Origin of the sequence: Micromonospora noduli (assembly GCF_003264475.1) — a bacterium.
Classification (GTDB): Bacteria; Actinomycetota; Actinomycetes; order Mycobacteriales; family Micromonosporaceae; genus Micromonospora; species Micromonospora noduli.
Genome location: NZ_PYAC01000042.1, coordinates 1 through 22,833 on the forward strand (window position 1 = coordinate 1; position 22,833 = coordinate 22,833).

The 22,833-nt window shown below is 70.3% G+C and carries 23 protein-coding genes and 2 tRNA genes; 10 read left to right on the top strand and 15 right to left on the bottom strand.

Going from position 1 to position 22,833, the window contains the following annotated elements:
* The first annotated feature begins 597 nt into the window (after window positions 1–597).
* Entirely contained in the window at window positions 598–822 is a 225-nt protein-coding gene (locus MED15_RS28940; protein WP_112584164.1) for a hypothetical protein, read from the top strand.
* A 3-nt stretch (window positions 823–825) separates the two neighbouring features.
* Here the strand turns inward: MED15_RS28940 and MED15_RS28945 are convergent, their stop codons facing one another.
* The 6 genes from MED15_RS28945 to MED15_RS28970 form a co-directional block, all read right to left on the bottom strand.
* Window positions 826–1,623 (bottom strand): carbon-nitrogen hydrolase family protein, encoded by a 798-nt coding sequence (locus tag MED15_RS28945; RefSeq protein ID WP_112601442.1) that lies wholly within the window; start codon window positions 1,621–1,623, stop codon window positions 826–828.
* A gap of 139 nt (window positions 1,624–1,762) precedes the next feature.
* Entirely contained in the window at window positions 1,763–3,058 is a 1,296-nt protein-coding gene (gene clpX, locus MED15_RS28950; RefSeq protein ID WP_112737478.1) for an ATP-dependent Clp protease ATP-binding subunit ClpX, read from the bottom strand.
* 209 nt (window positions 3,059–3,267) lie between these two features.
* Window positions 3,268–3,930 (bottom strand): ATP-dependent Clp protease proteolytic subunit, encoded by a 663-nt coding sequence (locus MED15_RS28955; RefSeq protein ID WP_030333536.1) that lies wholly within the window; start codon window positions 3,928–3,930, stop codon window positions 3,268–3,270.
* 10 nt (window positions 3,931–3,940) lie between these two features.
* Complete coding sequence (locus MED15_RS28960) at window positions 3,941–4,582, bottom strand: ATP-dependent Clp protease proteolytic subunit (RefSeq protein ID WP_007464111.1); 642 nt, start codon at window positions 4,580–4,582, stop codon at window positions 3,941–3,943.
* 248 nt (window positions 4,583–4,830) lie between these two features.
* Window positions 4,831–6,177, bottom strand: a complete 1,347-nt coding sequence (gene tig / locus MED15_RS28965) for a trigger factor (RefSeq protein WP_091405381.1) — start codon at window positions 6,175–6,177, stop codon at window positions 4,831–4,833.
* A 138-nt stretch (window positions 6,178–6,315) separates the two neighbouring features.
* Window positions 6,316–6,389 (bottom strand) — tRNA-Pro (locus MED15_RS28970).
* Window positions 6,390–6,711: 322 nt separating this feature from the next.
* On the opposite strand from MED15_RS28970, the gene MED15_RS28975 reads away from it, so the two are divergent.
* From MED15_RS28975 to MED15_RS33885, 3 genes are all read left to right on the top strand, one after another.
* A tRNA-Gly gene (locus tag MED15_RS28975) sits at window positions 6,712–6,785 on the top strand.
* A 277-nt stretch (window positions 6,786–7,062) separates the two neighbouring features.
* Window positions 7,063–7,575 (top strand): hypothetical protein, encoded by a 513-nt coding sequence (locus MED15_RS28980; protein ID WP_146766756.1) that lies wholly within the window; start codon window positions 7,063–7,065, stop codon window positions 7,573–7,575.
* A gap of 118 nt (window positions 7,576–7,693) precedes the next feature.
* The gene (locus MED15_RS33885) at window positions 7,694–8,086 is read left to right on the top strand and encodes a hypothetical protein (protein WP_208646745.1); all 393 of its coding nucleotides are present in this window, start codon (window positions 7,694–7,696) and stop codon (window positions 8,084–8,086) included.
* A gap of 111 nt (window positions 8,087–8,197) precedes the next feature.
* On the opposite strand, the gene MED15_RS28990 is transcribed toward MED15_RS33885, so the two are convergent.
* Together MED15_RS28990 and MED15_RS28995 are read right to left on the bottom strand one after the other, a co-directional pair.
* Entirely contained in the window at window positions 8,198–9,028 is an 831-nt protein-coding gene (locus MED15_RS28990) for a hypothetical protein (RefSeq protein ID WP_112584162.1), read from the bottom strand.
* Window positions 9,025–9,534, bottom strand: a complete 510-nt coding sequence (locus tag MED15_RS28995) for a SigE family RNA polymerase sigma factor (RefSeq protein WP_112697947.1) — start codon at window positions 9,532–9,534, stop codon at window positions 9,025–9,027. The genes MED15_RS28990 and MED15_RS28995 overlap by 4 nt, the downstream gene beginning before the upstream one ends.
* Before the next feature lie 179 nt (window positions 9,535–9,713).
* Between MED15_RS28995 and MED15_RS29000 the strand changes: the two genes are divergently transcribed.
* The 3 genes from MED15_RS29000 to MED15_RS29005 all read left to right on the top strand — a co-directional run bounded on the left by MED15_RS29000 (window position 9,714) and on the right by MED15_RS29005 (window position 13,389).
* Complete coding sequence (locus MED15_RS29000) at window positions 9,714–11,861, top strand: M14 family zinc carboxypeptidase (protein ID WP_112737482.1); 2,148 nt, start codon at window positions 9,714–9,716, stop codon at window positions 11,859–11,861.
* A gap of 146 nt (window positions 11,862–12,007) precedes the next feature.
* Window positions 12,008–12,202, top strand: a complete 195-nt coding sequence (locus MED15_RS33295) for a hypothetical protein (RefSeq protein WP_146765853.1) — start codon at window positions 12,008–12,010, stop codon at window positions 12,200–12,202.
* A gap of 86 nt (window positions 12,203–12,288) precedes the next feature.
* Window positions 12,289–13,389: an aKG-HExxH-type peptide beta-hydroxylase gene (locus MED15_RS29005; protein WP_244220632.1), complete on the top strand. Its 1,101-nt coding sequence runs from the start codon at window positions 12,289–12,291 to the stop codon at window positions 13,387–13,389.
* Window positions 13,390–13,428: 39 nt separating this feature from the next.
* Here the strand turns inward: MED15_RS29005 and fxsT are convergent, their stop codons facing one another.
* From fxsT to MED15_RS29020, 3 genes are read right to left on the bottom strand one after another with little or no spacing between them, the layout of a single operon-like run.
* Window positions 13,429–16,629: an FxSxx-COOH system tetratricopeptide repeat protein gene (gene fxsT, locus MED15_RS29010; RefSeq protein WP_146763145.1), complete on the bottom strand. Its 3,201-nt coding sequence runs from the start codon at window positions 16,627–16,629 to the stop codon at window positions 13,429–13,431.
* Window positions 16,626–17,600 carry a trypsin-like peptidase domain-containing protein gene (locus MED15_RS29015; protein ID WP_112601431.1) on the bottom strand — a complete coding sequence of 325 codons (975 nt, stop codon included), beginning with the start codon at window positions 17,598–17,600 and terminating at the stop codon, window positions 16,626–16,628. The genes fxsT and MED15_RS29015 overlap by 4 nt, the downstream gene beginning before the upstream one ends.
* Before the next feature lie 57 nt (window positions 17,601–17,657).
* Window positions 17,658–18,029: a CU044_2847 family protein gene (locus tag MED15_RS29020; RefSeq protein ID WP_112584156.1), complete on the bottom strand. Its 372-nt coding sequence runs from the start codon at window positions 18,027–18,029 to the stop codon at window positions 17,658–17,660.
* A 130-nt stretch (window positions 18,030–18,159) separates the two neighbouring features.
* Here MED15_RS29020 and MED15_RS29025 point away from each other — a divergent pair, with 130 nt between their 5' ends.
* Entirely contained in the window at window positions 18,160–18,924 is a 765-nt protein-coding gene (locus MED15_RS29025) for a class I SAM-dependent methyltransferase (protein WP_112601430.1), read from the top strand.
* 71 nt (window positions 18,925–18,995) lie between these two features.
* On the top strand, window positions 18,996–19,262 hold the full coding sequence (locus MED15_RS29030; RefSeq protein ID WP_091405397.1) for a hypothetical protein: 267 nt from the start codon (window positions 18,996–18,998) through the stop codon (window positions 19,260–19,262).
* A gap of 165 nt (window positions 19,263–19,427) precedes the next feature.
* Here MED15_RS29030 and MED15_RS29035 read toward each other — a convergent pair whose 3' ends face one another.
* Window positions 19,428–19,973: a hypothetical protein gene (locus tag MED15_RS29035; protein WP_112584154.1), complete on the bottom strand. Its 546-nt coding sequence runs from the start codon at window positions 19,971–19,973 to the stop codon at window positions 19,428–19,430.
* Between the two features lie 138 nt (window positions 19,974–20,111).
* Between MED15_RS29035 and MED15_RS29040 the strand changes: the two genes are divergently transcribed.
* Complete coding sequence (locus tag MED15_RS29040; protein ID WP_091405403.1) at window positions 20,112–20,453, top strand: hypothetical protein; 342 nt, start codon at window positions 20,112–20,114, stop codon at window positions 20,451–20,453.
* A gap of 11 nt (window positions 20,454–20,464) precedes the next feature.
* Here MED15_RS29040 and MED15_RS29045 read toward each other — a convergent pair whose 3' ends face one another.
* The 3 genes from MED15_RS29045 to MED15_RS29055 all read right to left on the bottom strand — a co-directional run bounded on the left by MED15_RS29045 (window position 20,465) and on the right by MED15_RS29055 (window position 22,824).
* Entirely contained in the window at window positions 20,465–20,932 is a 468-nt protein-coding gene (locus MED15_RS29045; RefSeq protein WP_112584153.1) for a ribose-5-phosphate isomerase, read from the bottom strand.
* Between the two features lie 87 nt (window positions 20,933–21,019).
* Window positions 21,020–22,219 (bottom strand): DUF1015 family protein, encoded by a 1,200-nt coding sequence (locus tag MED15_RS29050; RefSeq protein ID WP_091405411.1) that lies wholly within the window; start codon window positions 22,217–22,219, stop codon window positions 21,020–21,022.
* 89 nt (window positions 22,220–22,308) lie between these two features.
* The gene (locus MED15_RS29055; RefSeq protein WP_192581120.1) at window positions 22,309–22,824 is read right to left on the bottom strand and encodes a hypothetical protein; all 516 of its coding nucleotides are present in this window, start codon (window positions 22,822–22,824) and stop codon (window positions 22,309–22,311) included.
* Window positions 22,825–22,833 lie beyond the last annotated feature (9 nt).

Sequence of the window (22,833 nt, forward strand, 5' to 3'; positions counted from 1 at the left end):
CAAAGAACAACCACACACCGATCAAAGCTCCACCTCAGTGAAACCCATCTCGGGGCTTTTCCTGCTCCGCGACCGGCGCTTTCAGCGCCAGGCACTTTTACTACGTTACCCGCTCGTTTCCGCCGTGTCAAACCGATATTTCGCGGTTCGTCGTGCTTCAACCCGATAACGCGGATAGTCTTGCTTGCTCGAGTCCACGATGACGCACGTCGTTGCCGACGTTCGTTTCTGTCGTGGGAAGCCGCAGACCGGCCGATCACCGCTTCGCGGCTCTCCGCCCGGCTCCTGCCGGCTTCGAAACTCTACCCGGTCGGCTCCGCGTTCGCAACCCCGTTTCCGGAGTGTTCCGCACCGCCCGATCCTCAGTCTCGCTCGGCGTTCCCGCCACGAGCCTGGCGCCCGTTCTCGGCCGGTTTGTCCGGCCTCCCCCGTGCAGAGAGAAAGTTACGCGGACGGCCCGGAGAAGGCAAATCAGGGTTCATCACTGGTTCGAACGAAGAGCGCCATACCGTCCCCGGCGCAGCCGAGGACCGAGCACCTCGACTCCCCGCCACAGCCCGAGGACGCGGGCCACCTGGACGTGCCAGAGTGTCAGTCATGGATGAGTCCGGGCACGGCGCCAGGGTGTTCGCCGAGGAGGCGCTGCTCGGCCTCATCGGGCCGTTCTGGCAGGTGGTGATCGGCGCTGTCGTGCTGGTCGTACTTGTGCTCTCGGTGGGACGACTGGCCCGGCGGGGCAGGTCCCGGATGACCACGGCGCTGCTGGTCACCGCAGCGGCCATCGCCGGGTTCGCGGTGATCGGCGTCCTGCTGGAGGGCTGAGGTTCAGAGCCGGCGGTTGGCCAGGCTGGGCAGCTCGGCGCGGATCGTGTCGAGCCGGTCCAGGTCCAGGTCGACGACGGAGACCCCCGGGCCGTCCGGCACCTGGCCGATGACCGTCCCCCACGGGTCGACCACCATGCTGCGGCCGAAGCAGGTGCGACCTGGCTCGTGGTCGCCGGTCTGACCGGCCGCCGCCACGAAACACTGGTTCTCGATAGCCCTGGCCCGCAGCAGGACCTCCCAGTGGTCCCGGCCGGTGTGCATCATGAACGCGGCCGGAACCACAAGCAGCTGCGCGCCTCCATCGGAGGCGAGCAGCCGGTACAGCTCCGGGAAGCGCAGGTCGTAGCAGATCGACAGGCCGACCCGCAGCCCCTCGACGTCGACCACCACCGGTTGGGCCCCGGGCGCGACACTCGCCGACTCCCGGTAGGAGACCCGACCGGGGATCTCCACGTCGTACAGGTGGATCTTGCGATAGCTCGCGGCCAGACTGCCGGAACGGTCGAAGACCAGGGAGGTGTTCCAGGTGTGGTCCGGGTCCGGGCCGGCCTCGTGGAACGAGCCGGCCACCAACCAGATCCCGAGCCGCCGGGCGACCCCGGCGAAGAAGCTGCCCACCTCACCGTCGACCGACTCCGGTTCGGGCAGCCCAGCGGCAGGACCCAGGTAGTCGACGTACTCCGGAAGGACGGCGAGATCCGCGCCGCCGGCGGCAGCGCGCTCCAGTAGGGCCTCCGCGGCCGCCAGATTGGCCTTACGGTCGTCCCGGGCGTTCAGCTGGCAGACGGCGACACGCATGAGCAAAGGGTACGGCTGGAGGGCTCTGACGGACAGCGTCACAGTCTGGCCGGCACGGCTCGTGATCACTGGCGAACGGCCACCGAACACGATCACGCCGGCCGCTCAGGATCGAACGGCCGGCGTGACGCGGGAAGGATCAGGCGGACTTCTCTTCGCGGTCGCGCCGAGCCCGGCGCCCGGTGAACTCACGCGGCACGATCGTCGGGTTGACGTTCTCCAGGACAACCTCGCGGGTGATCAGCACGCGGGCGGCGTCGGGGTTGCTCGGCACCTCGTACATCGCGGAGAGCAGAACCTCCTCGATGATGGCCCGCAGACCACGGGCACCGGTGCCCCGCAGCATCGCCTGATCGGCGATGGCTTCCAGCGCCGGCTCGTCGAACTCAAGCTCGACACCGTCCAGCTCGAACAGGCGCTGGTACTGCCGGACCAGGGCGTTGCGCGGCTCGGTGAGGATCCGAACGAGGGCGCTGCGGTCCAGGCTGCGAACGTTGGTGATCACCGGCAGCCGGCCGACGAACTCGGGGATCAGCCCGAACTTGAGCATGTCTTCCGGCATGACCTGGCTGAAGATGTCGTCGGTCGACCGCTCGGAGACCGACCGGAGTCGGGCGCCGAAGCCGGTGCCGCCCTGCCCGATGCGGGACTCGATGATCTGGTCGAGGCCGGCGAACGCGCCACCACAGATGAACAGCACGTTCGTGGTGTCGATCTGGATGAACTCCTGGTGTGGGTGCTTACGGCCACCCTGCGGCGGCACGTTGGCCACCGTGCCCTCGAGCATCTTGAGCAGGGCCTGCTGCACGCCCTCACCGGAGACGTCCCGGGTGATCGACGGATTCTCCGACTTGCGGGCGATCTTGTCGACCTCGTCGATGTAGATGATGCCGGTCTCGGCGCGCTTGATGTCGTAGTCGGCGGCCTGGATCAGCTTGAGGAGGATGTTCTCGACGTCCTCGCCGACGTAGCCCGCCTCGGTCAGCGCGGTGGCGTCGGCGATGGCGAACGGGACGTTCAACATCCGGGCCAGTGTCTGCGCCAGGTGGGTCTTGCCGCACCCCGTCGGGCCGAGCAGCAGGATGTTGGACTTGGCCAGCTCGACGGCGTCACTGCCGGAGCCCGGCGCGCCGGCCGCCTCGGCCTGGATCCGCTTGTAGTGGTTGTAGACCGCTACGGCGAGCGCCTTCTTGGCCTGATCCTGACCCACGACGTAGGTGTCGAGGAACTGGCAAATCTCCATCGGCTTGGGAAGCTCTTCCCACTTCACCTCGCCGGACTCGGCCAGCTCCTCTTCGATGATCTCGTTGCAGAGATCGATGCACTCGTCGCAGATGTAGACCCCTGGGCCCGCGATGAGCTTCTTGACCTGCTTCTGCGACTTGCCGCAGAAGGAGCATTTCAGTAGGTCGCCGCCGTCACCGATCCGTGCCACCTACGTTCTCCCTGCACTCATCGGCCGGAGACCCGGCCCTGACCTGCGGACGTTGCGCGCCGCCCGGCTTAGTTCGCGCCGCCGGCCCAACCGGCGAAGCGGTACGGACCCGACGTTACCCGCTGGCGGGGCATTCTCCGACCCCCAAAACGGGTGTGTCAGAGGTCGGCCGGGAACGGAGCCCCGGCCAACCTCTGACCCGGTACAGCTCAGCGGGCGGCGTTGGCCGCCAGCAGACCCTTCTTGCGACTGGTCAGGATCGTGTCGACCAGCCCGTACTCCTTGGACTCCTCGGCCGTCATGATCTTGTCACGGTCGATGTCCTTGCGGACCTGCTCGATCGGGCGGTTGCAGTGGCGGGACAGCATGTCCTCCAGCTGCGTACGCATCCGCAGGATCTCCCGGGCCTGGATCTCGATGTCCGAGCCCTGCCCGTAGCCGCCCTCGGTGGCCGGCTGGTGGATGATGATCCGCGAGTTCGGCAGGGCCATCCGCTTACCCGGCGTGCCCGCCGAGAGCAGCACGGCCGCCGCGCTCGCCGCCTGCCCGAGGCAGACCGTCGAGATGTCCGGGCGGACGTACTGCATGGTGTCGTAGATCGCCGTCATGGCGGTGAACGAACCACCCGGCGAGTTGATGTACATGATGATGTCGCGGTCCGGGTCGGTGCCCTCGAGCGTCAGCAGCTGGGCCATCACGTCGTTGGCCGACGCGTCGTCCACCTGGACGCCGAGGAAGATGATCCGGTCCTCGAAGAGCTTGTTGTACGGGTTCGACTCCTTGACCCCGTACGACGTGCGCTCGACGAACGACGGCAGCACGTAGCGGTTGTGCACGGCCGCGAACTGGGGCGGCAGGCTCAGATCGGTCATCGTCAGCTCCTCAGCTCAGGGTCCCGGCGCCATCCGGAACCTGTGCGGCTCCGATGATCACCTTGTCGATGAAGCCGTAGTCCATGGCCTCCTGGGCGGTGAACCAACGGTCCCGGTCCGAGTCGGCCTCAATCTGCGACTGGCTCTGGCCGGTGTGGTGCGCGACCCGCTCCTGGAACATCCGCTTCGTGTAGAGCATCTGCTCCGCCTGGATGGCGATGTCGGACGCCGTGCCGCCCAGACCACCGGACGGCTGGTGCATCATGATCCGTGCGTGGGGCAGGGCGTACCGCTTGCCCTTGGTGCCCGCGCAGAGCAGCAGCTGACCCATCGAGGCAGCCATGCCCATCGCCACGGTCGACACGTCGTTGTCGATGAACTGCATGGTGTCGTAGATCGCCATGCCGGAGTAGACCGAGCCACCCGGCGAGTTGATCCACAGGTTGATGTCGCGGTCCGGGTCCTCCGCGGCGAGCAGCAGCAGCTGCGCGCAGATGCGGTTGGCGACCTGGTCGGTCACCTCACTGCCCAGGAAGATGATGCGTTCCTTGAGCAACCGGTTGTAGACCGAGTCGTCGAGGTTGCCAATGGAGTCGCCACCGCGCGCGTCAATCGCCCGGAGCGACTTCTTGGGGATGTGCATGTCGGTCATGGCAGCCCTTCGCTCTCCGTACCGTCTTTCCCGACACTAACCGCTGTGCGGGGCGGCAGAGTCCCGGTCGGGGCACTGTTCGCTCTCAGCGCAGCTGTGTCGGGCGTACCCGCGGCGCGGGCTTCCGGGCGTACCCGGCAGTGCTTGCTGCCCGGGCGTACCCGGCAGTGCTGGCTGCCCGGGCGTACCCGGAAAGGGAAACGGCCGCCGTCCGCCGCTCAGCGGCGGACGGCGGCCGCACCCGACGATCAGTGGTCGTGGTTGTGCTCCGCCTCGTTGGCGGCGCGCAGGGCGTCGAGGGTGATCCCGTTGCCGGCCGAGTCCTTGATCGTGATCTTCTCCATGACGGCCGCGAGCGCCTTGCCCCGCCGCACGTCGCCGAAGACCGCAGCGGCCGCGCCGGAGCGCACCAGCTGGTCGTAGTACTGCTGCGGGGCCATCCCGGCGCGCTGCGCCCGGTGCACGATCTCGTGCCCGAACTCGTCGTCGGAGACCTGCACGTCCTCCGCGTCGGCGAGCGTGTCCAGCAGGAGCTGGACCTTGACGCCCTCGGTCGCCGCCTCGGTCAGCTCGGCGTCGATCTGCTCCTCGGTCTTGTCCTCGGCCGCGAGGTACTCCTCCATCGAGGCGCCGATCCGCTCCAGCTGGTCGACCATCGCCTGCTTGCGGCTCTCGACCTCCTCGCGGACGACACCCTCCGGGGCCGGGATCTCGGCGGCCTCGACGAGCTGGGCCAGGGCCTTGTCCCGGGCGGCGTAGATCTGCTCGACCTGCTTGCCCTGGGTGACCCGGTTCCGCAGGTCGCCGCGCAGCTCCTCGATCGTGTCGAACTCGCTCGCCATCTGGGCGAACTCGTCGTTCAGCTCCGGCAGCTCCTTCTCCTTGACCGTGCGCACGGTCACCGCCACCTCGGCGTCGCGACCGGCGAAGTCGCCGCCGACCAGCTGGGTGGTGAAGGTGGTGTCGTCGCCGGCGGCGAGGCCGACCACTGCCTCGTCCAGGCCCGGCAGGAGCTGCTTGCTGCCCACCTCGTGGGAGATGTTGCTCGCCTGGCCGCCCGGCACGTCCTCGCCGTCGACGGTGGCGTTCAGGTCGATCTGGACGTAGTCGCCCTCGGCGGCGGCCCGCTCGACGGTCTTGAGGGTCGCGAACCGCTCCCGCAGGTTCTTCACCTGCTCGTCGATCTCGCTCTCGTCGATCTGCAGCTCGTCGACGGTCACCTCGATGGTGCTCGCGTCCGGGATGGTGATCTCCGGGCGAACGTCGACCTCGGCCGTGAAGTTCAGCGAGTCACCGTCGTTGAACTCGGTGATCTCGACCTCCGGGCGCCCCAGCGTCTTCAGGTCGTGCTCGCGCACCGCGGCGAGGATGTTCTCCGGGATGGCCTCCTGGACCGCCTCGTTGAGGACGGTGCCCCGGCCCACCCGCTGGTCGATCACCGCGGTCGGCACCTTGCCCCGGCGGAAGCCCGGAACCTGGACCTGCGAACCGATCTCCCGGTACGCCTTCTTGAGGCTCGGCTCGAGCTCGACGAACGGCACCTCGATGGCGAGCCGCACGCGCGTCGGGCTCAGAGTCTCGACGGTGCTCTTCACAGGCGTACTCCTTGACGGATCTCAGTTGAGTCTGGGCGTGATTCAGCCCATCGAGTGTAGGCGAGCCGGCCTGACGCTCCGGCATCGCCCGGGGGCCGCACTGGGCGGCACCCGGGGCGGCCCGGCCGCGGACGACAGTCGGGGTGGCGGGATTTGAACCCACGGCCCCTCGCTCCCAAAGCGAGTGCGCTACCAAGCTGCGCCACACCCCGTGGCGACGTGCAGTCTATGCCGTCGCCACGCCTCAGTCGGTGCCGGGGCATCCCCCACCCGGACACATCACCCGAAAATTACCATTCCGCTCCGTCCGCGTGTCGCCAAGATCCGCAGGGCGGCTGCAAGATCCGCACAACTTCACGGATGTAGTGGGCTCCTGGCACGGCGAGGCCACTACATCCCGGATGTTGTGCGGATCTTGGGTCGCCGTGCCGCCGGGTCGCGGAGGACGCGGCATCGCGGGGGCGGCGACGCGGTTACGCGTCGGGCGTCGACATTGGGTACGCTAGGGGCGCGTCCTGTTCCGGCGGGATGCACGCGGGCGTAGCTCAATGGTAGAGCTTCAGTCTTCCAAACTGACTACGCGAGTTCGATTCTCGTCGCCCGCTCCATGCACGAAGGCCCAGGTAGACCGCATGATCGCGGCACCTGGGCCTTTCCCGTCTCTCCCATCCCGGATCCTGCGCGCCGCTACCCGGGCCGCCATCGGCTGCATTGTCGGTGAGGACCAGGTCCCGGAGGACACCAGCCGGTACCGGCCCCACGTGAGCGTCGCCTACGCCCCTGTGCGGGGAGGCCGGACGGCCCGCGACTGCCCGACGAGGAGATCCGCTGGTCATGGCAGGGCGTGCGGTCAACGCATCGAGGGGCGTGCATTACTGTCGCCGCGTGGCTGAGTTTCGAGCGCATATCGGAGTGCACTACGGCTTCCTCGAGATCGCCGATGATCAGTCCTGGGGTCGGACCGATTGGCCCAACGTCTTCTTCGGCAGGCGCCCGACCGGCCTCATCGCCACCTCTCCAGGCGAAGTTTTCCTCATCACGGGTCGCCATACCGGCACCGTGGGGTTCACGGTCAGGGTCGACGACGGCGACCCAGGGCCTGACCTCGAGGGGTTCGAAGACGTGGTGGAGGTGCCGTTCGAGGCGTCCCGGTCGGAGTTGAGGCTCATTGAATGGGCCGGAGAAAAGTCCCATGCGCTGCCGCGACTTTCGGCCGGGCCCGGCTCGTACCGGATGCGCTACCACTGCCGGGGGATGGACGACGCTGGAAACAGCAGTTGGGACTATCGCGCGGTTGTTGACGAGTACCTGTTGCAGATCTGGCCGTCCCCCGCAGCGCAGCCTGCCACGCTCAAGGTGACCAGCCGGGAAGGGCATCGCCGGATCCTCGAGAGCTGACTGGCGCGCCTCCCAATCCGCTGAGCGGCCTGACAGCCGACCAGCCGGGGCGCCAGAAGTTCGGAGTTCACCGATACGGCTCCTGTGCAAACGATGACGGGCGGCCGAGACTGAAGCGATGTCATCCGATGGTGAGGGCGCCCCGCGCAGGCAGGTCCACACTGCCGCTCTGCTCATCGTCGCCGGCGTGCTCGTCCTCTTCGTCCCGGCGGGCGACGAGGGCAGGGTTCTCGTGCCCATCAGCGAGGGTCACGGGCTGTCCGCCGTCGACGGGATCGGCGCAGGGCTGCTGGCACTGGGCGGCACCTGGCTGGAGGTGCTGGTGGTACGACGCCTGCCGTACCTCGCCCTCCCCCCGCGGGCCCTGTTCGCACTCGGCCTGCTGGCTGGCCTCGGCGTGGGGCTCCTGGTCGCCTCGGTGTTCGCCGGGTTCTTCTGGTGGTGGGCGGTCGGCGCCACCACGCTCGGAATTGCCGTCCTCGTCCTCGTGCCCCTTACGGCGCGCCGCTGAGAGAGACGCGCCGCAGCTCGTACGGGTCACGGCGGTTTCGCCACACGGCAAGGCCCAGGTGAACCGCCGGTGGCGGCACCTGGACCCACTCGGCGAGGCCGAGTCGCCGTGTCACTTCAGGTGGAACCGTTCGTCGACAGCGAGAGCCGCCAACTGCGGCACGGAGAACGGCAGCTTCGTCAACGCCGGCCGACTCTCGTCCAGTCGCACGCCCTGCGCCACGAAGACCACCACGCCGTCCGGGTGCCGGTACGCCGACCACTGGTCGAGCCGATCGTCGCCGCTCGGTCGGACCACCACGCCGACCCGCACGGCTCCGACGGTCTCGACCTGACACTCGCCCCGCATGCCCCAGAATTTCTGGGCCAGGTCGCACGGCTCGGTCGGCAGTTGGTTGCCGGCGTCGTGCACCTCGACGATCACGCGTCCGGTGCCCTTGCCCTGCGCCACGGCCACCGAGGACGAGTAGCTCCACACGTCGACGCCGTCCACCTTGGCCTCGAACTGCGCCTGGTGGGTCCGCAGCGTCCGCTCCTCGGCGGACCGGCCCGACGGGTCCTCGGGCGTGGTGTAGCCGGAAGGTATGACCGAGACGGCCTCGGTGAGCAGGTGAGCCCCCTGCTCGTACCTGGACCCGGCCCGCGCGGTCCGGTCCTCCTGAGGTTGCCCGTCCGGCCCGGTCGGCCACGGCTCCTTGGTGTCCGGAGAAGCCAGTGGCCCCTGGCCCGCCGGTTGGTAGACGTGGCCGTCCGGGGTGGCGACGGCCGCGAAGCCGGTGACCGCCAGCACGACAGCCGCCGATCCGAGGGACGCCCACAGCGCGCGTCGACGGAAGTGCCTCCGCCGTGCCGCGTCGAGCGCGGCTGTCGTACTCAATGGTGGTGGCGGGGTTGTTTCCGCCATCTCGCTGCGCAGCCCCTCGCGCAACTCCTGTTCGTTCATCGCTCCCCCATCCCGATCCCGCTGTTGGTGGGTGTCAGGAGGCCGCGCAAGGTGTCGAGCCCGCGTGCCGCCTGGCTCTTCACCGTCCCTGGAGAACACTCCAGCAGCGCCGCGACGTCCTCGATCGACAGGTCCTCCCAGTACCGCAGAACCAGCACGGCCCGCTGACGCGGTGCCACCCGGGCCAGCGCCTGCAGCAGCACCAGTCGGCTCTCCGGCGAGTCGGGCGGGGCCGCCTGCTCGGCGTCCTCGCCACCCACCCGTTCACGCCGCCACCAACCGCGGCGGCGCTCGTCGAGGAAGGTCCGGATCAGGATCTGGCGCACGTAGCTGTCGAGCACCTCGTGCCGGGAGATCCGGTTCCAGACCCGGTAGAGCTTGACGAACGTGGTCTGGACCAGGTCTTCGGCACGGTGCCAGTCGCCGCACAGCAGGTACGCCGTGCCGCGCATGGCACCGGACCGTGCCGCGAAGTACTCGGCGAACGCCTCGTCGCGATCGCTCATTCAGGCCTCCGATCCCTGTTTCGAGTTAGTCACGCGGGGTCTGGCCCAGGGGGTTGCTCCGAATCTCGCGGACATGTCACGGGATCAACGCCGCGAAGGCGCGAAGGACGCCTTGACAGGTGTCGATCTGTGCACTGGTGTAAGGACCAAGCACATCGACGTCCGTCACAGGAGGGCACATGATCGTCCGACGACGGTGGACAGCTGCCGCCACCACAGTGATCCTGTTCAGCGCAGTGTTGTCCCATCCGGCTTCCGGAGCGGCCGCACCTGCCGACCCGGCCGCCCCGATCTCTCTGAGCGCCACCGAAACCGCACTGGTCCGAGTCCAACTCCGCGATCAGGCCCAACTGGACCGGCTCGTCGCCACCGGCGCGGACCTGGCCAACCGACCCCGGGCGCGGGACGGCCGGATCCTCGCCGACCTGGTGCTCAGCGGCACGCAGCTCGACGAACTGACCGCGCAGGGCGCGACGGCCGTGCAGATCGTGCAGCGCGCCGGAGACGGCAACCGGCACTACGCCGACAGCGTCCGCGCGGCTCAGGCCCGCACCGCCGCCGGGCTGCGCGCGCCGGCCGCAGGCCAACGGTCCACCGCCGCCGCCACTGCCGTGGACACCCTCCAGGTGCAGCAGGCGTACTGGTGGACCACGACCGGACAGACCTTCCTGCAGGCCCAGGTGGCGACCACCGCCACCGACGACCCGGACGTGGAGATCACCGTCAGTTGGCGCACGGCGGACGGCGCCACCGGCTCGTTCCCGCTGTACCGGTTCGAGGACTCCGGCGAGTACCAGTACCACTACGCGCTCCCCCAGCCGGTGCCGAGCCGACCGGTTCAGCTGACCGCCACCTCCAGCCTCGGCGGGGTCAGCCGGGCGGTCACCCCGACGCTCTGGCCGAACGCCTCCCCGCCGCCGCTGCCGGCCGGCTACCAGAAGGACTTCATCGACGCGTACCTGACGCCGGTGGACATCCAGGCGCGGATCAAGCGGCTGGCCCGCCAGCACCGGGACCTGGTGGACGTGATCGACCTGCCGAACAAGACCCAGGGATACCGACGCAACGCCGTCGGCTACCTGGGCGACCCGGCGGTGGCCGCCCTGGTGGTCGAGTCGGTCCGCTTCGGCGACCAGAACATGAACGGCGTACAGGTGCGGACTGTCGACCCGGGCCGGGCGAACAGGCCACTGACCGTCGGCTACCGCGACCGCGTCCTCACCGTGTCACTGGCCACCGACACCGCGGGCAAGACGGTGAGCACCACCGACGAGGTCGCAGCGGCGATCAACGCCCGTCAGCCGGACCGGTTCCGGGCCATCGTCGAGGACGGCTCGGCCGGGCTGCCGATGCCCGTCGCCGGCCCCACCCGACTCGACGACGGCCTCCAGGGCACCGAGGTGCCGGCACGGCCGTGGACGGTGCAGGCGCTGCGCCTCGGCGTACACCGGGACGGTTCCCGGGTCGGGGTGCTCGCGTACTCCCAGGAACACGCCCGGGAGTGGGCCACCCCGCTGGTGACGCTGGAGTTCGCCGAGCGGATGCTGGCCAACGCCCGGACCGACCCGGCCACCCGTGAGCTGCTGGAGCAGGTCGACATCTTCGTCATCCCGACGGTCAACCCGGACGGCGCGAACTACTCGTTCAACGACTTCAACTTCCAGCGCAAGAACCTCGTCAACCACTGCACCGGCGCGGCCCGCGACCCGAAGAACCGCACCTCGTGGGGCGTCGACATCAACCGCAACTACACAGTCGGGTCATACTTCGACGGGTACGTGGGCGCCAGCGCCAACTGCCTGTCCGGTAACTACGCGGGCACCGCCGAGCTGTCCGAGGCGGAGAGCGGCAACGTGATCGCGCTCGCTCAGGACCACCCGAACATCAAGTTCGCGATGAACGTGCACTCCTACGGCGGGTACTTCATGTGGCCGCCGGGGGCGTACCGGGCCGACGGCAGGGTCACCCTGCCGCGACCGTCGATCGACGAGTCGACGCTGTTCCTCAACAGCGCCCGGCGGATCGTCGGCGCCATCGCCCAGGAGCGCGGCACCGTCACCTGGCCGTCGCAGACCGGACCGGTCGCCGACGTGCTCTACTCCGCCGCCGGCAACTCGGCCGACCAGCTCTACTACGAGCTGGGAATCTTCGCCTGGGACTTCGAGGTCGGCAACGACCGGTGGAACCCGGCGACCAACCAGTGGGAGGGCGTCGGCTTCCAGCCGCCGTTCGACGAGGCGCACGGCGAATCCCAGGAGTACGCCGGCGGGCTGGTGGAAATGGTCCGGGTGGCCCGCGACTACGCCGCCGAGGCGGCCGCCGACTGACCCGCGGGTCCCGTACCGCCGCCAGCTGCTGCCGGCGGCGGTACGGCCCAGGACGCGCGACCCCCGGTGACGGACGGTAAGCCGATGGTGATCACAGACGTTGACGTGTTTTCATGTCAGCACGCCTGCGCCAACCCGGGACATCGATGACTGAGCAACCCGCACCTGATCACCTCGTTGTGGTCGACGTGTTGACGCAGGGTCTGAGCCACCTGCTACGCGACGAGGATCCGGAACTGGCCCGATGGATCGAGGAACTGGTCGCGACACTGAAGAGTCCCCGGCAGACGACGCTGGCCGGCTGGAACAGCTTCCTCGACCCCGGCGCCGACTCCAGCTGACCCGCTCGGAGTTCACCCGCCTGGCCGACGGCCGGGCTGGCCCGGCTGCCATCCGCGCTCTGCGGCGCGCGCAACGCAACCGCACGATGCTCGTCCTCAAGAGCCTCGCCGACACCGACGACGCCCTGGCGGCGTCGGCGCACCTGCTCGGCCAGGCCCACCGCGTCGACCCGGCCGCCGCGGACGTGCTGCTCGATCACCCGTGGCTGGCGGTCTGGGCGATCGATCGGGTCCGGCACGGTGCCACCGGCCGACCCGACTACCTTCCGTTCGCGGCGCTCGCGGCGGCCGCCCTCAGCGGTCGGTCGGACGCGACGGTGCCGGTCACGCCGCGCGCGGGCCTGGTGCCCGTGCCGGGCCTCGGGGTGCTGCGCCGACGCGGCCGCAGCACAACTGTCACGCCGGCCGACCTGACCGGGCGCCAGTGGACGCCCACCCGCTGGTGGCGCTTCACCGACCAGTCGGTCACCCTCGACCTCCGCGTCGACGACCTGGACCCCTACCGCGACTGCTTCGGGCTACCGGTCGCCGCCCGGCTCTCCGCACCGCAGGCCGCGGAGCTGGAACGGTCCGTCGGGCACGCCTGGCACCTGCTCGTCGGGTACGCCCCGACGCACGCCGCCGAGGTGGCCTCCGGGATCAGCACCTTCGTGCCGTTGGCCGACGGCACCGAGCGCGGGCACAGCGTCACGCACGCCGACGCCTTCGGGGCGTTGGCCGCCGACGCCAACCTCGACCCGGTGGATCTGGCCGTGACGATGGTGCACGAGCTGCAACACAGCAAACTCAACGCTGTCCTCGGCCTGGTCCAGCTGCACGAACCCGCCGACCCGGCGCGGTACTTCGCGCCCTGGCGTCCTGACCCGCGTCCGATCGGCGGGCTGCTGCACGGCACCTACGCGTTCACGGCCGTCGCCGAGGTGTGGGCCGCGCTGCGCGCCCATCCGAAACTGGCGGCCCAGGCCACCGCGCGGTTCGCTGTGGTACGGGCGCAGTTGGAGCGCGCCCTGGTCGAGCTCGCCCGGGCCGGAAGCCTCACCTCGGCCGGGCGGCTCTGGGCAGATCGCCTGGCCGAACGGATCGGCCAGCTGGCCGCCGTGCCGGTTCCGGCGTCCGCCGACGCCGCCGGGCGGCGGGAGGTGGCGGAGGCCGAGCGCGCGCGCCGACCGGCGATCACCACCGGATGAACCCATGGCTCGGCACGAGCGCCGCCGGTGGGCGAGGCGTCAGGTCAGCCCGACGGTTTCGATGTCGCACTCGATGCGCCGCTGACCCCGCGCGGCGTCCACCTCCGGGTGGTCCGGCCCGAACAACGCCTCCAGCGCCGCGGCAGCCTCGTCGAGCAGCTCGCGGCCCCGATCCTCCTCGCCGACCTCGATCAGATCGACCGACGCGTTGACCGCACAGTAGAGCGTGTACGGGTGCCCCGGCCCACGCAGGCGACGCGAGTCCTCAAGGATCGCCTCGGAGAGCACCTGCGCCTGCTCCAGCCGGTGCGACCGGACCAGGTTGATCGCCTGCGCGGTGCGCGCGCTCAGCAGGTACGGATGGGTGGGCGGCAACGCCTCGCCCATCGCCTGCAGGGTGGCCGCACCCAACTCCCGCGCCTCACGGTCGAAGTTGCGAGCCCGCAGGATCACCCCGAGGTTGACCGCAGCGCAGAGCGTGACCGGATGCCGATCTCCGAAGACGGCTCGGAAGGTGGTGTGCCCCTGGGCGGCCAGGGCGTACGCCTGGGTCGCGTCGCCCGCCGCTCGCATGGCGTTCGCGCAGGTCATGCCCGCCTCCGCGGCCAGCACATGATCGGTCCCGAAGCGGCGGGTCACCAGCCGGTAGTTGGCCGCGCCCTCGCTCACGGCGGCGTCGAGCCGCCCCGTCTTGCGTAGGCAGGCGATGTGGATGCAGGTGGCGCGCAGCACGGTGAGGTGCTCCGCTCCCAGCAGCGACCGCTGCACCGGCAGGGAGCTGTCCAGCAGTTCCAGCGCGTCGGCGTACCGGCCCAGGAGGTAGAGGTCGCGCGCCTGGGCCTCCTGGGCCAGCACCAGTGCATAGGTGCCGTCCTCCGCAGCGGCACCGGCATGCCGCGCCACTTCGAGGTTGAGCTCGTACGCCCCTTCGAAGTCACCGATCAGGCGAAGGTTGATCGCCATCGAGTTCATCACCCGCAGCGTGCTCGGATGCCCGTCGCCGAGCACCCGGCGGTGCACGTCGAGGTTGCGCCGGTCCAGGTCGGCCGCGGCCCCGAAGTCGCCGATCCGCCGCAGGTCCGCGCCGACGCTGTTCGCCGCACCCAGGGTGTACTCGTGCTCCTCACCGAGGCTCGTCCGCATCCGCTCCAGCGCTTCGAGGCCGAACGCGGCCGCGCGCGGGTCGGCGAGCAGCCGCAGGGCGTCCGCGTACCGTCGCATCGCCAGCAGGGTCAGCGGATCGCCGCTGCGCCCGCCGTCTGGACCGGGCTGGTCCCAGGCGGCCAGGATCTCCTCCGCGAAGTCCCGACAGCCTTCGAAGTCACCCAGGTTGTAGATGTAGCGCAGCTGGTCCATCGCCGTCCGGCGGGCGTCGAGGTCACCGTGGATCAGACCGGCGACGCGGACGTGTGGCGCGATGTCGGCATGGCGGGGCCAGGTGCTCCGGTCGTCGGGAAAGCCCGGGTTGGCGGCGGCCAGCAGCCGGCGGGCGTTCGTCAGCGGACTGTCGTCGCCCTGCTCGGCGAGCCCCTCCCGGATGACCGCCTGCACCAGTCGGTGCACCTGTACGTGCCGGCTGGCGTTGTCCGCCTTCGCGAGCCCCAGCGACGCCAGTTGCCGGATGGCCCGGGCTATGTCGTTGCGCTCCTGGAGGCTGGTGCGCAGCGGTTCGTCCAACCCGGCGCGGCGCCCCTCCCAGAGCAGGCGCATCGGGACCGGGTCGGGGCTGAGGAAGGCGAGTAGCTGGATCAGCTGCGCGGCGGCGGGATTCTGCTCGCGTACCGCGGCGAGGGCCATCGACACCACAGTCAACACGGTGCCCCGGTACTGCCTGGGCTGCCCCTCACCCAGCAGCTCCCGGGCGTGTTCCTTGAGGTCGACGAGGTACTCGTCGACCGACGACAGCATGGTGAGCAGCCAACTGACGGCTTGTTCCAGGGCGAGTGGCAGGTCGCCAAGCTCGGCGGCGAGCCGGCGGGCGTCGTCAGGGCTGGTGGCGGGACGCCGCTTGAGCAGCAGTTCCACGCTCTCGGCCCGGGTGAAAACGTCGACGTCCAGGGTCAGGGCGCTCGCCGACCAGGCCATGTTCCGCGACGTGACGAGGACGTGGCCGCGTTCGCCGACGAGGTTCGAGGAAGGCATGAGCGGAGCCAGCTCGTGCGGGTCGTCGGCGTTGTCGTAGACCAGCAGCCAACTGAGCGAACTCGTCGACAGCGAGTCGAGGACCGTCCGCACGGTCTGCTCCAGGCTGGCGCTGGCGGCCAGGCCGAGCCGCTCACCGAGAGCGGCGATCGAGGTACGCAGCGCAGTGAGATCCTCGGCGGCCATCCACCAGATCAGCTGGTAACGGTCCGCGTACCGGTAGGCGAACTCGACCGCGAGCTGGGTCTTGCCGACCCCACCGACACCGCGCAGCGCCGCTTCCGGCAGCACCGAGGCCCGGTGCTGTGACGACAGAAGCTCGTCGAGCGCGACGAGCTGTTTCTCCCGGCCGGTGAAGTACAGGTTGCGCGGTGGGACGCCGCCCCGGATGAGAGTTCGGGACCGCTGGGGCGTCGTCTCCTCGATGATGATCGTCCTGCGCATGTCGGATTCAGGTTCCTCTCCACCGGCCTCGGCCGGTGCCGCCTGGTGCGGGGATCGTAGCGACGTCCAGTGCGCCTTCGCAGCCACGCGCATATCGTCGAGGTCGGCGGTGGTGAGCCGCAGGGCCGCCGCCGCATCCCGCAACCACTGCTCAAGCGGCTTGCCGTCCGACTCGAGGCCGGCGTGGACCAGGCCCGCCAGCGCCACGGCCGCCGGGACCTGCCAGTCACCCACCGGTTGCCAGCCGACGGCCTCCACCAGGCCGGGCAGGTCCTCCGGTGACAGCGGATGATCCGTGACCGCCGCGACGGCTCCGGTCACCACCTCGGGCGGGACGTCCGTGAGCAACTGCGCGAGAAGCCAGGAGAGGTAGATCTGCTGGGCGGACGTGACCGCGCTGGCACCGGGGTGGAAGTTACCGATCACCTGCAACAGCGTCGACATGCCCCGGGGCTCCTGCGCGCAGGCGCGCACGATGCGGTAGACGTCGTACCGGACCTCGGAGTGCCGGGGCACCGACAGTGGCTTGCGCAGCTCCCCCTCGACCTCGTCGAGGTAGAGGGCCCGGGTGTTTCCGTCGTTGATCGAGCTCATCGACAGCAGCGCGTCGCAGATGGCTTGCACCTGGGCGCTCGGCATCCGGGGCGTCGTCACCGATTGTCCTCCGTACCCGTCAGCAGACCGAGGCTCTCGGCAAGGTCACGGAAGGCCCGCAGTGGCCTGCTCGCCGGCCCTTCCGTCAACAGCAGGACGCGATAGAGAGCCGCGATCCCATCGTCGTATTCTAAGCCCGTTCGAATCAGGCCGAACATGTCGAGACCCAGTGGCCCGAATGGGTTCACCATCCGACTGATGTGCGATGGCAGCGACTGAATGACCAATTGACGGCTGTCGGGGTGCCGGAGTACCGGGATTTCCTCCAGCAGTCGGGCCAGCGCCATCTTTTGCGCGAATGAGAGCGGCGCGGGTGCCGGCCGGTGCGTCGCCCGGGCGACAGCCGCCAGCGGGCCGGACGGCAGCAGGGCAGGCGGCAACAGGCCGGGCGGCAGCAGGGCACGCCACTGTCCGACGGGCAACATCCAGCCGACCAACTGCTGGCCGACGCTCGCGCGGGCCAGCACCATGCCCACCACGGCGCCATCCGGCGCGTACACCCCGGAACCACTGAACCCCCTGTCGATTCCGGCCGTGGCAGGGGAGATCCGGTCGAGTTGACGCCATCCCGTGCCCGCGTCGACCGGACCGACGGCCCGCGCCAGCACCATGACGGACGCGGGAGTGCTGGCCGGAAAACCCACGATCCGCACGTCGAACTCGTCGTCGCCACGATCGGCCAGGGTGGCGGGGGCGGACGGCAGCGGTGTGGCGCAGCGCAGGACCGCCAGGTCGCCGTCGCCCGCCGGGCCGACAGCCCGGGACCAGGTCACCTCGGCGGCGACCCGGGTTCCGGGGTGGCTCGGTGTGTCGACGAGCACCCGGGGCTGGTCCGCTCCGGTGCCGTCATCGACGACATGCCAGCAGGTCAGCACCAGGTCACTGGTCAACTGGATGCCCGCGCCGACGACCGACGAGGAGTGGCCACCGAGTATCCGCACCCGGCCGGCGAGCGACCGGGTGCCGGTCATCCGTTCTCCGCCAACCACTCGACCAGGACGGCCGGCGGCCGGCGGCAGGCACTGCGGTCAGTCATGCGCGGCGTTCTCCTGCGCGCCGGCCCCGTCCTCAGCAGGTGACGGCAGTGCGGGGACGGGCGAGGTCCAGATCAACTTGACCTTGAGGTGGCCCTGAGCGCTGGTGCGGGCGACGACGGCGCCAGCCTCCGCGGTGAGGGTGACGCCGATCTCGACCTCCACCTGATCGGGGCGCACCGCCACCCCCCGGACCACGCCCAGCGCCGCGTCGAGCGCGGGCTTGATGTGGGCCAGTGCCATTTCCAGCGTCTGCCGGGCGGGGCGGATCCGGTCGAGCAGACCGACCCGTTCCAGATCGGTGCCAGCGTGTTCCTCGACGAGGAGGACGCCCTGATCAGTCTCGAAACGAAGGAGATCCGCCACGTGACAAATTCTCGCCGAAAGATCGTTCGGAATAGGTGTCAGATCACTGACAGGAGTCATTGCATGCACAGTGCGCCGACACGGGACACATCTGCTTGCCATCACCACTGCGGCCTGTCAGCCTGGCGCAATGCAGGACACGGCGACCTTCCAGGATCTGCTCCGCGAAGGCGCCGACGCATCAGTGGACGGTTGGGACTTCTCCTGGTTCGACGGCCGCGCGACAGAACAGCGGCCGTCCTGGGGATATCTGAAACTCATGGCAGCCCAGATGAGAGTGGCCCACGCCGCACTGGACATCCAGACCGGCGGCGGCGAGGTGCTCTCCGAGGTGCCGGCATTCCCACCGGTGACCGTGGCCACCGAACACTGGCCGCCCAACCTCCAGCTGGCCCGACGCGCGCTCGAACCGCGCGGCGTGCGGGTGGTCGACGTCGCCGAGGACGCTCCGTTCCCGTTTCCCGACGAGACGTTCGACCTGGTGGTGAGCCGGCATCCCAACGTCGTGCTCTGGGACGAGATCGCACGGGTGCTCACTCCCGGCGGGCGGTACCTCGCCCAGCAGATCGGCCCCGGCTCGAACCGGGAGCTGGCCCAGTTCCTCACCGGTCCCCGCGAGATCGGCGACGAACGCAGCCCGGCCCGCGCCGCCGCCGACGCACGAGCCGCCGGCCTGGTCATCGACGAGCTGCGGCACGAGGCGCTGCCGACCACCTTCAACGACGTGGCAGCGGTGGTGCACTTCCTCCGCAAAGTCATCTGGACGGTGCCGGACTTCAACGTCGACCGCTACCGGGCCCGCCTCGCCGATCTGCACGACCACATCCGTCGCCACGGTCCGTTCGTGGCCCACGCCCAGCGCATCCTGGTCCGGGCGCACAAGCCCGAGCACTGACGCGACAGCGCCCGCGCTGTTGGCCGGGTTTCGCCCGTTTCCGCCGGGTGTCTGGTGGGTAGGGCCCCTTCATGGACACGAACACCACGGCCCACCTGGTGGGCGGCCCCCGAGACGGCAGCACCCACGAGACCGGCAACGAGGCACTCGTCGAGGTGGAGATCGACGGCCTGATGCACCGCTACATCAAGACCACCAAGCAACACGACGATGGTCGACCGCTCTACAACTACGACGGGGCGGTCGCCCCGGACGGCGGCGAGCCCGGCGTCGAGGATCCAGCCGCCCGGGTCGCATCGCCCCGAGCCGACGCCGAGGGGCACGGCGGCACCCACTGACCGCCGCACCATCGGGATCACGCAAGCCCACGAAGGAGATACCGGTCGGAGCGGCCGGCCACGGATGAACCGCGGCCGGCCGGGTAAGCGGCGACCTTGCCTGGTGGGGAGACGACCGGGTGCACGGGTGGGCGGTCGCGGACCGGCCCGCCCGTGCACACCCGGTCAGTTCGAGGAGATCCAGTTCCAGGCCGAGACGACCCAGTCGGTCTGCTGGAGCCACGCCACGCCGAGGCCGACCAGGAACACCGCCGTCGCCAGGTGGGCACCTCGGGCGCTGCGCCGGACCCGGCCCAACTGCCGCTCCAACACCACCCGACCGACCAGCCGGAACAGGGCGAACAGGCCGACCGCCACCAGCAGGCTGAGCACCAGCACCAGCAGGGGGCCGCTCAGGTCACCCTGACCGGACAGCGCCCAGATCCCCCAACACACGAACGCGAAAAGGCCTGCCGCCGCGCTCCACTCACCGCCACGCCGCAGCTGCGCCACCCGGGAGCTCAGTGAGCGGCGGGGCACCGGCTCTCCGGGCCAACCGGTGCCGGTCGGCTCCTGCTCTACCACCGGGAACGGCTCCGTCCGCGGGGTGCGCGGCTCACCCACCGGAGCGACCCCCCGGCGGAACCCGTCACGCTGCGGCGGCACCCCGACGCCGGCCTGCGGTGGCACCTCCACGGTCCGCTCCGCCCACGGCTGCGTCTGGTCTGCCATCTCGTCCTCCCCCTGACCGACGGCAACAGCACCGCCTGATTCGAGGGTAGCCAGCCGGCAAATCGGTCGCCGACCCCGGCCGGGACGCGCGGCCCCGCGACGGTGCCGGATCGAACCCGGCCAGGGTACGGTCGGCTGATGGGTGACCCCGACCGACGACGGCGACGGCTGCGCCACCACGCCGACACCGAGACGGCCAGACCGGGTGCGGACGGCCCGACGGTCAGCACGCCGGGCGTGCACGACGGTGACGAGCCGCCGCCAAGACGCAGAAGCACGGGCGGCGACGAGCGCGACGGCGAGCGAGGGCTGCGCGGGTTGGTCGGTTCCGGCTCGTCCCAGGTGGGGCTGAGCGCGGCGCTACGGGCCCGGGATGCGGCCCGCCCCACCGACGACGACCTGGCCGAGGCGGAAGCCCGGGTGGTGGTCGTCCGGCGAAACTGGGTGCCCCGCGAGGAGTTGCCCCGCTCGCCGCGCTGAGCGCCGCACGGTCAGGGCAGGTCGGGCAGCTTCCGGGTCCGCTCGTACTCGGCCACCTGGGCGATCCGGCGAGCGTGCCGCTCGTTGCCGGAGAACGGCGTGTTCAGGAACGCCTCGACGATGCCGGTCGCCTCGTCCAGCGTGTGCTGGCGGGCACCGATGGCGACGACGTTCGCGTCGTTGTGCTGGCGGGCCAGTTGAGCGGTCTCGACGCTCCAGGCCAGCGCGGCGCGGACGCCGGCAACCTTGTTCGCGGCGATCTGCTCACCGTTGCCGGAGCCACCGATGACCACTCCGAGGCCCGTCTCGTCGGCCACCACCTGGTCGCCTGTGTGCAGGCAGAACGTGGGGTAGTCGTCGTCCGGGTCGTAGCTGTGCGGGCCGACGTCGACCACGTCGTAGCCCTGCATGGCCAGGTGGTTGGCCAGGTGCACCTTCAACTCGAAACCGGCGTGATCGGATCCCAGGTAGACGCGCATACCGGGCAGTCTGTCAGGCCGCGCTCGGGGACGTCACAGGGGCGGCGTCCCCGAGCCGGGTTCGTCACACGGTCGTGGGGATGGCACTCAACGCGGCAGCTCGGCGACGACCAGACCACCGCGCGCCTTCGGGGTGAACCAGGTGCTCTTGCGGGGCATCTTCTCCCTGGCCAGGTTGACCGCGACGAAATCCGCCACGGTCACCGGCGCGATCAGGATGGCCAACTCGGCCCGGCCGGCGTCGACCTCACCGGTGAGCCAGCTCGCCGGGTAGTCACCGCCGACGTAGGTGATCCGCTTGTCACCCGGGTCTAGACCGAGCGCGTCGCGCAGCACCAGCCGCTCGACCAGGGCGTGGTCCAGGTTTTCCAGGCGGGCGGAGGCGGTGGCGGGCAGGCGCACCGCGTACCCCTGGCCGTCGAGGCGGAGGTGCACGGTGCCGCCGGCCGCTGGGACCTCGACCGGGCCGTCGATCGGCTCGACCTCGGCGCCCGCGGCGCGCAGCCGGTCGAGCAGCTCGGCCGGGGTGGTGGTCAGCTCGCTGACCAGCCGGTTGTACGGCTGGATGGCCACTGACGCGGGGGTGGTGACCACGGCCAGGAAGCGCGGCAGCCCGCCGGTCTGGGCGGCCAGGCTGCGGTGGTTGCCGTCCGCGACGACCAGGTCCCCGCCACCGGCGAGAGCGGTCAGCGTTGCCTGCTCCGGGCCGGGGCCGAGCAGCCAGATGGCGTGCGTGCGCCCCGCCTGGTCGGTGTCCGTCGCGGCGGGCGCGCCGGCCGTGTCGGTCGCCGCTGCGAGCGCGGCGTGCAGCTCGTCGCCACGCCCGGTCTGGAGCAGGAGTACGGGTGAGAGCAGGTGACCCAGCGCGTCGGCCAACGCCACCCGCTCGCGCACCTTGGCGATGAAGACGTCCTCGTTGCGGATGACCAGGCCCGGTTCGTCTGCCCGGGTGGAGATCTGGTCGGTGTCCACCATTGCGAACAGCCCGTACGCCGGCTCCTCACCGGGCGCGCTGATCCGGTAGAGCACCACCACCTGCTCGGCGGGGGTGTAACTGCCGTCGGCCTTGGCCTCGGCGAGGCGGGCCACCGCGTCCGGCAGCGCGTCGAGGAACGACTTGCCCAGGCTCTGCGGGGCGCGGTGCGGCATCTCGATGCCGAGAGCGCTGTGCGGGTTCGACTCGATGATCGCGGTGATTTCCGCGTCGTCGGCGAACTCATCGTAGTTTTGCGCGCCGGTGCCGCCAGTGGTGACCCAGGCCCGGGTGATCGGATGCACGACCGTCATGCCCACTGACGCTACCGGCGACGGTGTCGCCGCCGACGGGGACCCGCGGGGCGTCCACCAGATGAAAGCGCCCGGTGGGGCCCGGCTGGTCAGCCCGCGCGGTCGGAGGTGCCCCGGCGGTGCTTACCCGCGCTCACCGGCCCACCGTTGCCACGCCGACCGGTCCCGAGCGGCCCGGTGTTCAGGGCGCGGCGGGGCGACGCGGGCGGCCCCGGCACCGGACGGTCGGGCGGAGGCGTGGGAACGGGCCGCGGGCTCAGCGGCGGCGTCGGCACCGGGCGCGGAGGAGCCGGCGCCGGCGGCGGAGGCGCCGGTTCGGCCGGTGCCGCCCCCGATGGCACCAGCGCAGGCGTGTCGCTCGGCACCGCGTCGACGGACGACGGCAGTGAGTCGGCCGCCATGGGCGGGGTGAGCCGGGAGGTCACCGGGACCCGGGCCACGCCCACCACGATGGGCGGCGCGAGTAGATCCACCAGGTGGGCGGGCAGGTCCGGGCGGACAGTCGGCCAACGGGAGTCGTCGACGGACCAGTAGTCCGCGCCGGGAGTCTCGATCACCCCCTGCCGGGTCAACTGATCGTCACCGGACGCACGGTGCTTGGCCATCGAGATTTG

Excerpts from the sequence above, each read along its gene's own strand:
- MED15_RS28940 (WP_112584164.1), top strand. The coding sequence starts at position 598 with ATGGATGAGTCCGGGCACGGCGCCAGGGTGTTCGCCGAGGAGGCGCTG.
- MED15_RS28945 (WP_112601442.1), bottom strand. The coding sequence starts at position 1,623 with ATGCGTGTCGCCGTCTGCCAGCTGAACGCCCGGGACGACCGTAAGGCC.
- MED15_RS28955 (WP_030333536.1), bottom strand. The coding sequence starts at position 3,930 with ATGACCGATCTGAGCCTGCCGCCCCAGTTCGCGGCCGTGCACAACCGC.
- MED15_RS28960 (WP_007464111.1), bottom strand. The coding sequence starts at position 4,582 with ATGACCGACATGCACATCCCCAAGAAGTCGCTCCGGGCGATTGACGCG.
- MED15_RS33885 (WP_208646745.1), top strand. The coding sequence starts at position 7,694 with ATGTCATCCGATGGTGAGGGCGCCCCGCGCAGGCAGGTCCACACTGCC.
- MED15_RS28990 (WP_112584162.1), bottom strand. The coding sequence starts at position 9,028 with ATGAACGAACAGGAGTTGCGCGAGGGGCTGCGCAGCGAGATGGCGGAA.
- MED15_RS28995 (WP_112697947.1), bottom strand. The coding sequence starts at position 9,534 with ATGAGCGATCGCGACGAGGCGTTCGCCGAGTACTTCGCGGCACGGTCC.
- MED15_RS29000 (WP_112737482.1), top strand. The coding sequence starts at position 9,714 with ATGATCGTCCGACGACGGTGGACAGCTGCCGCCACCACAGTGATCCTG.
- MED15_RS33295 (WP_146765853.1), top strand. The coding sequence starts at position 12,008 with ATGACTGAGCAACCCGCACCTGATCACCTCGTTGTGGTCGACGTGTTG.
- MED15_RS29005 (WP_244220632.1), top strand. The coding sequence starts at position 12,289 with ATGCTCGTCCTCAAGAGCCTCGCCGACACCGACGACGCCCTGGCGGCG.
- MED15_RS29015 (WP_112601431.1), bottom strand. The coding sequence starts at position 17,600 with ATGACCGGCACCCGGTCGCTCGCCGGCCGGGTGCGGATACTCGGTGGC.
- MED15_RS29025 (WP_112601430.1), top strand. The coding sequence starts at position 18,160 with ATGCAGGACACGGCGACCTTCCAGGATCTGCTCCGCGAAGGCGCCGAC.
- MED15_RS29030 (WP_091405397.1), top strand. The coding sequence starts at position 18,996 with ATGGACACGAACACCACGGCCCACCTGGTGGGCGGCCCCCGAGACGGC.
- MED15_RS29035 (WP_112584154.1), bottom strand. The coding sequence starts at position 19,973 with ATGGCAGACCAGACGCAGCCGTGGGCGGAGCGGACCGTGGAGGTGCCA.
- MED15_RS29040 (WP_091405403.1), top strand. The coding sequence starts at position 20,112 with ATGGGTGACCCCGACCGACGACGGCGACGGCTGCGCCACCACGCCGAC.
- MED15_RS29045 (WP_112584153.1), bottom strand. The coding sequence starts at position 20,932 with ATGCGCGTCTACCTGGGATCCGATCACGCCGGTTTCGAGTTGAAGGTG.
- MED15_RS29050 (WP_091405411.1), bottom strand. The coding sequence starts at position 22,219 with ATGACGGTCGTGCATCCGATCACCCGGGCCTGGGTCACCACTGGCGGC.
- MED15_RS29055 (WP_192581120.1), bottom strand. The coding sequence starts at position 22,824 with ATGGCCAAGCACCGTGCGTCCGGTGACGATCAGTTGACCCGGCAGGGG.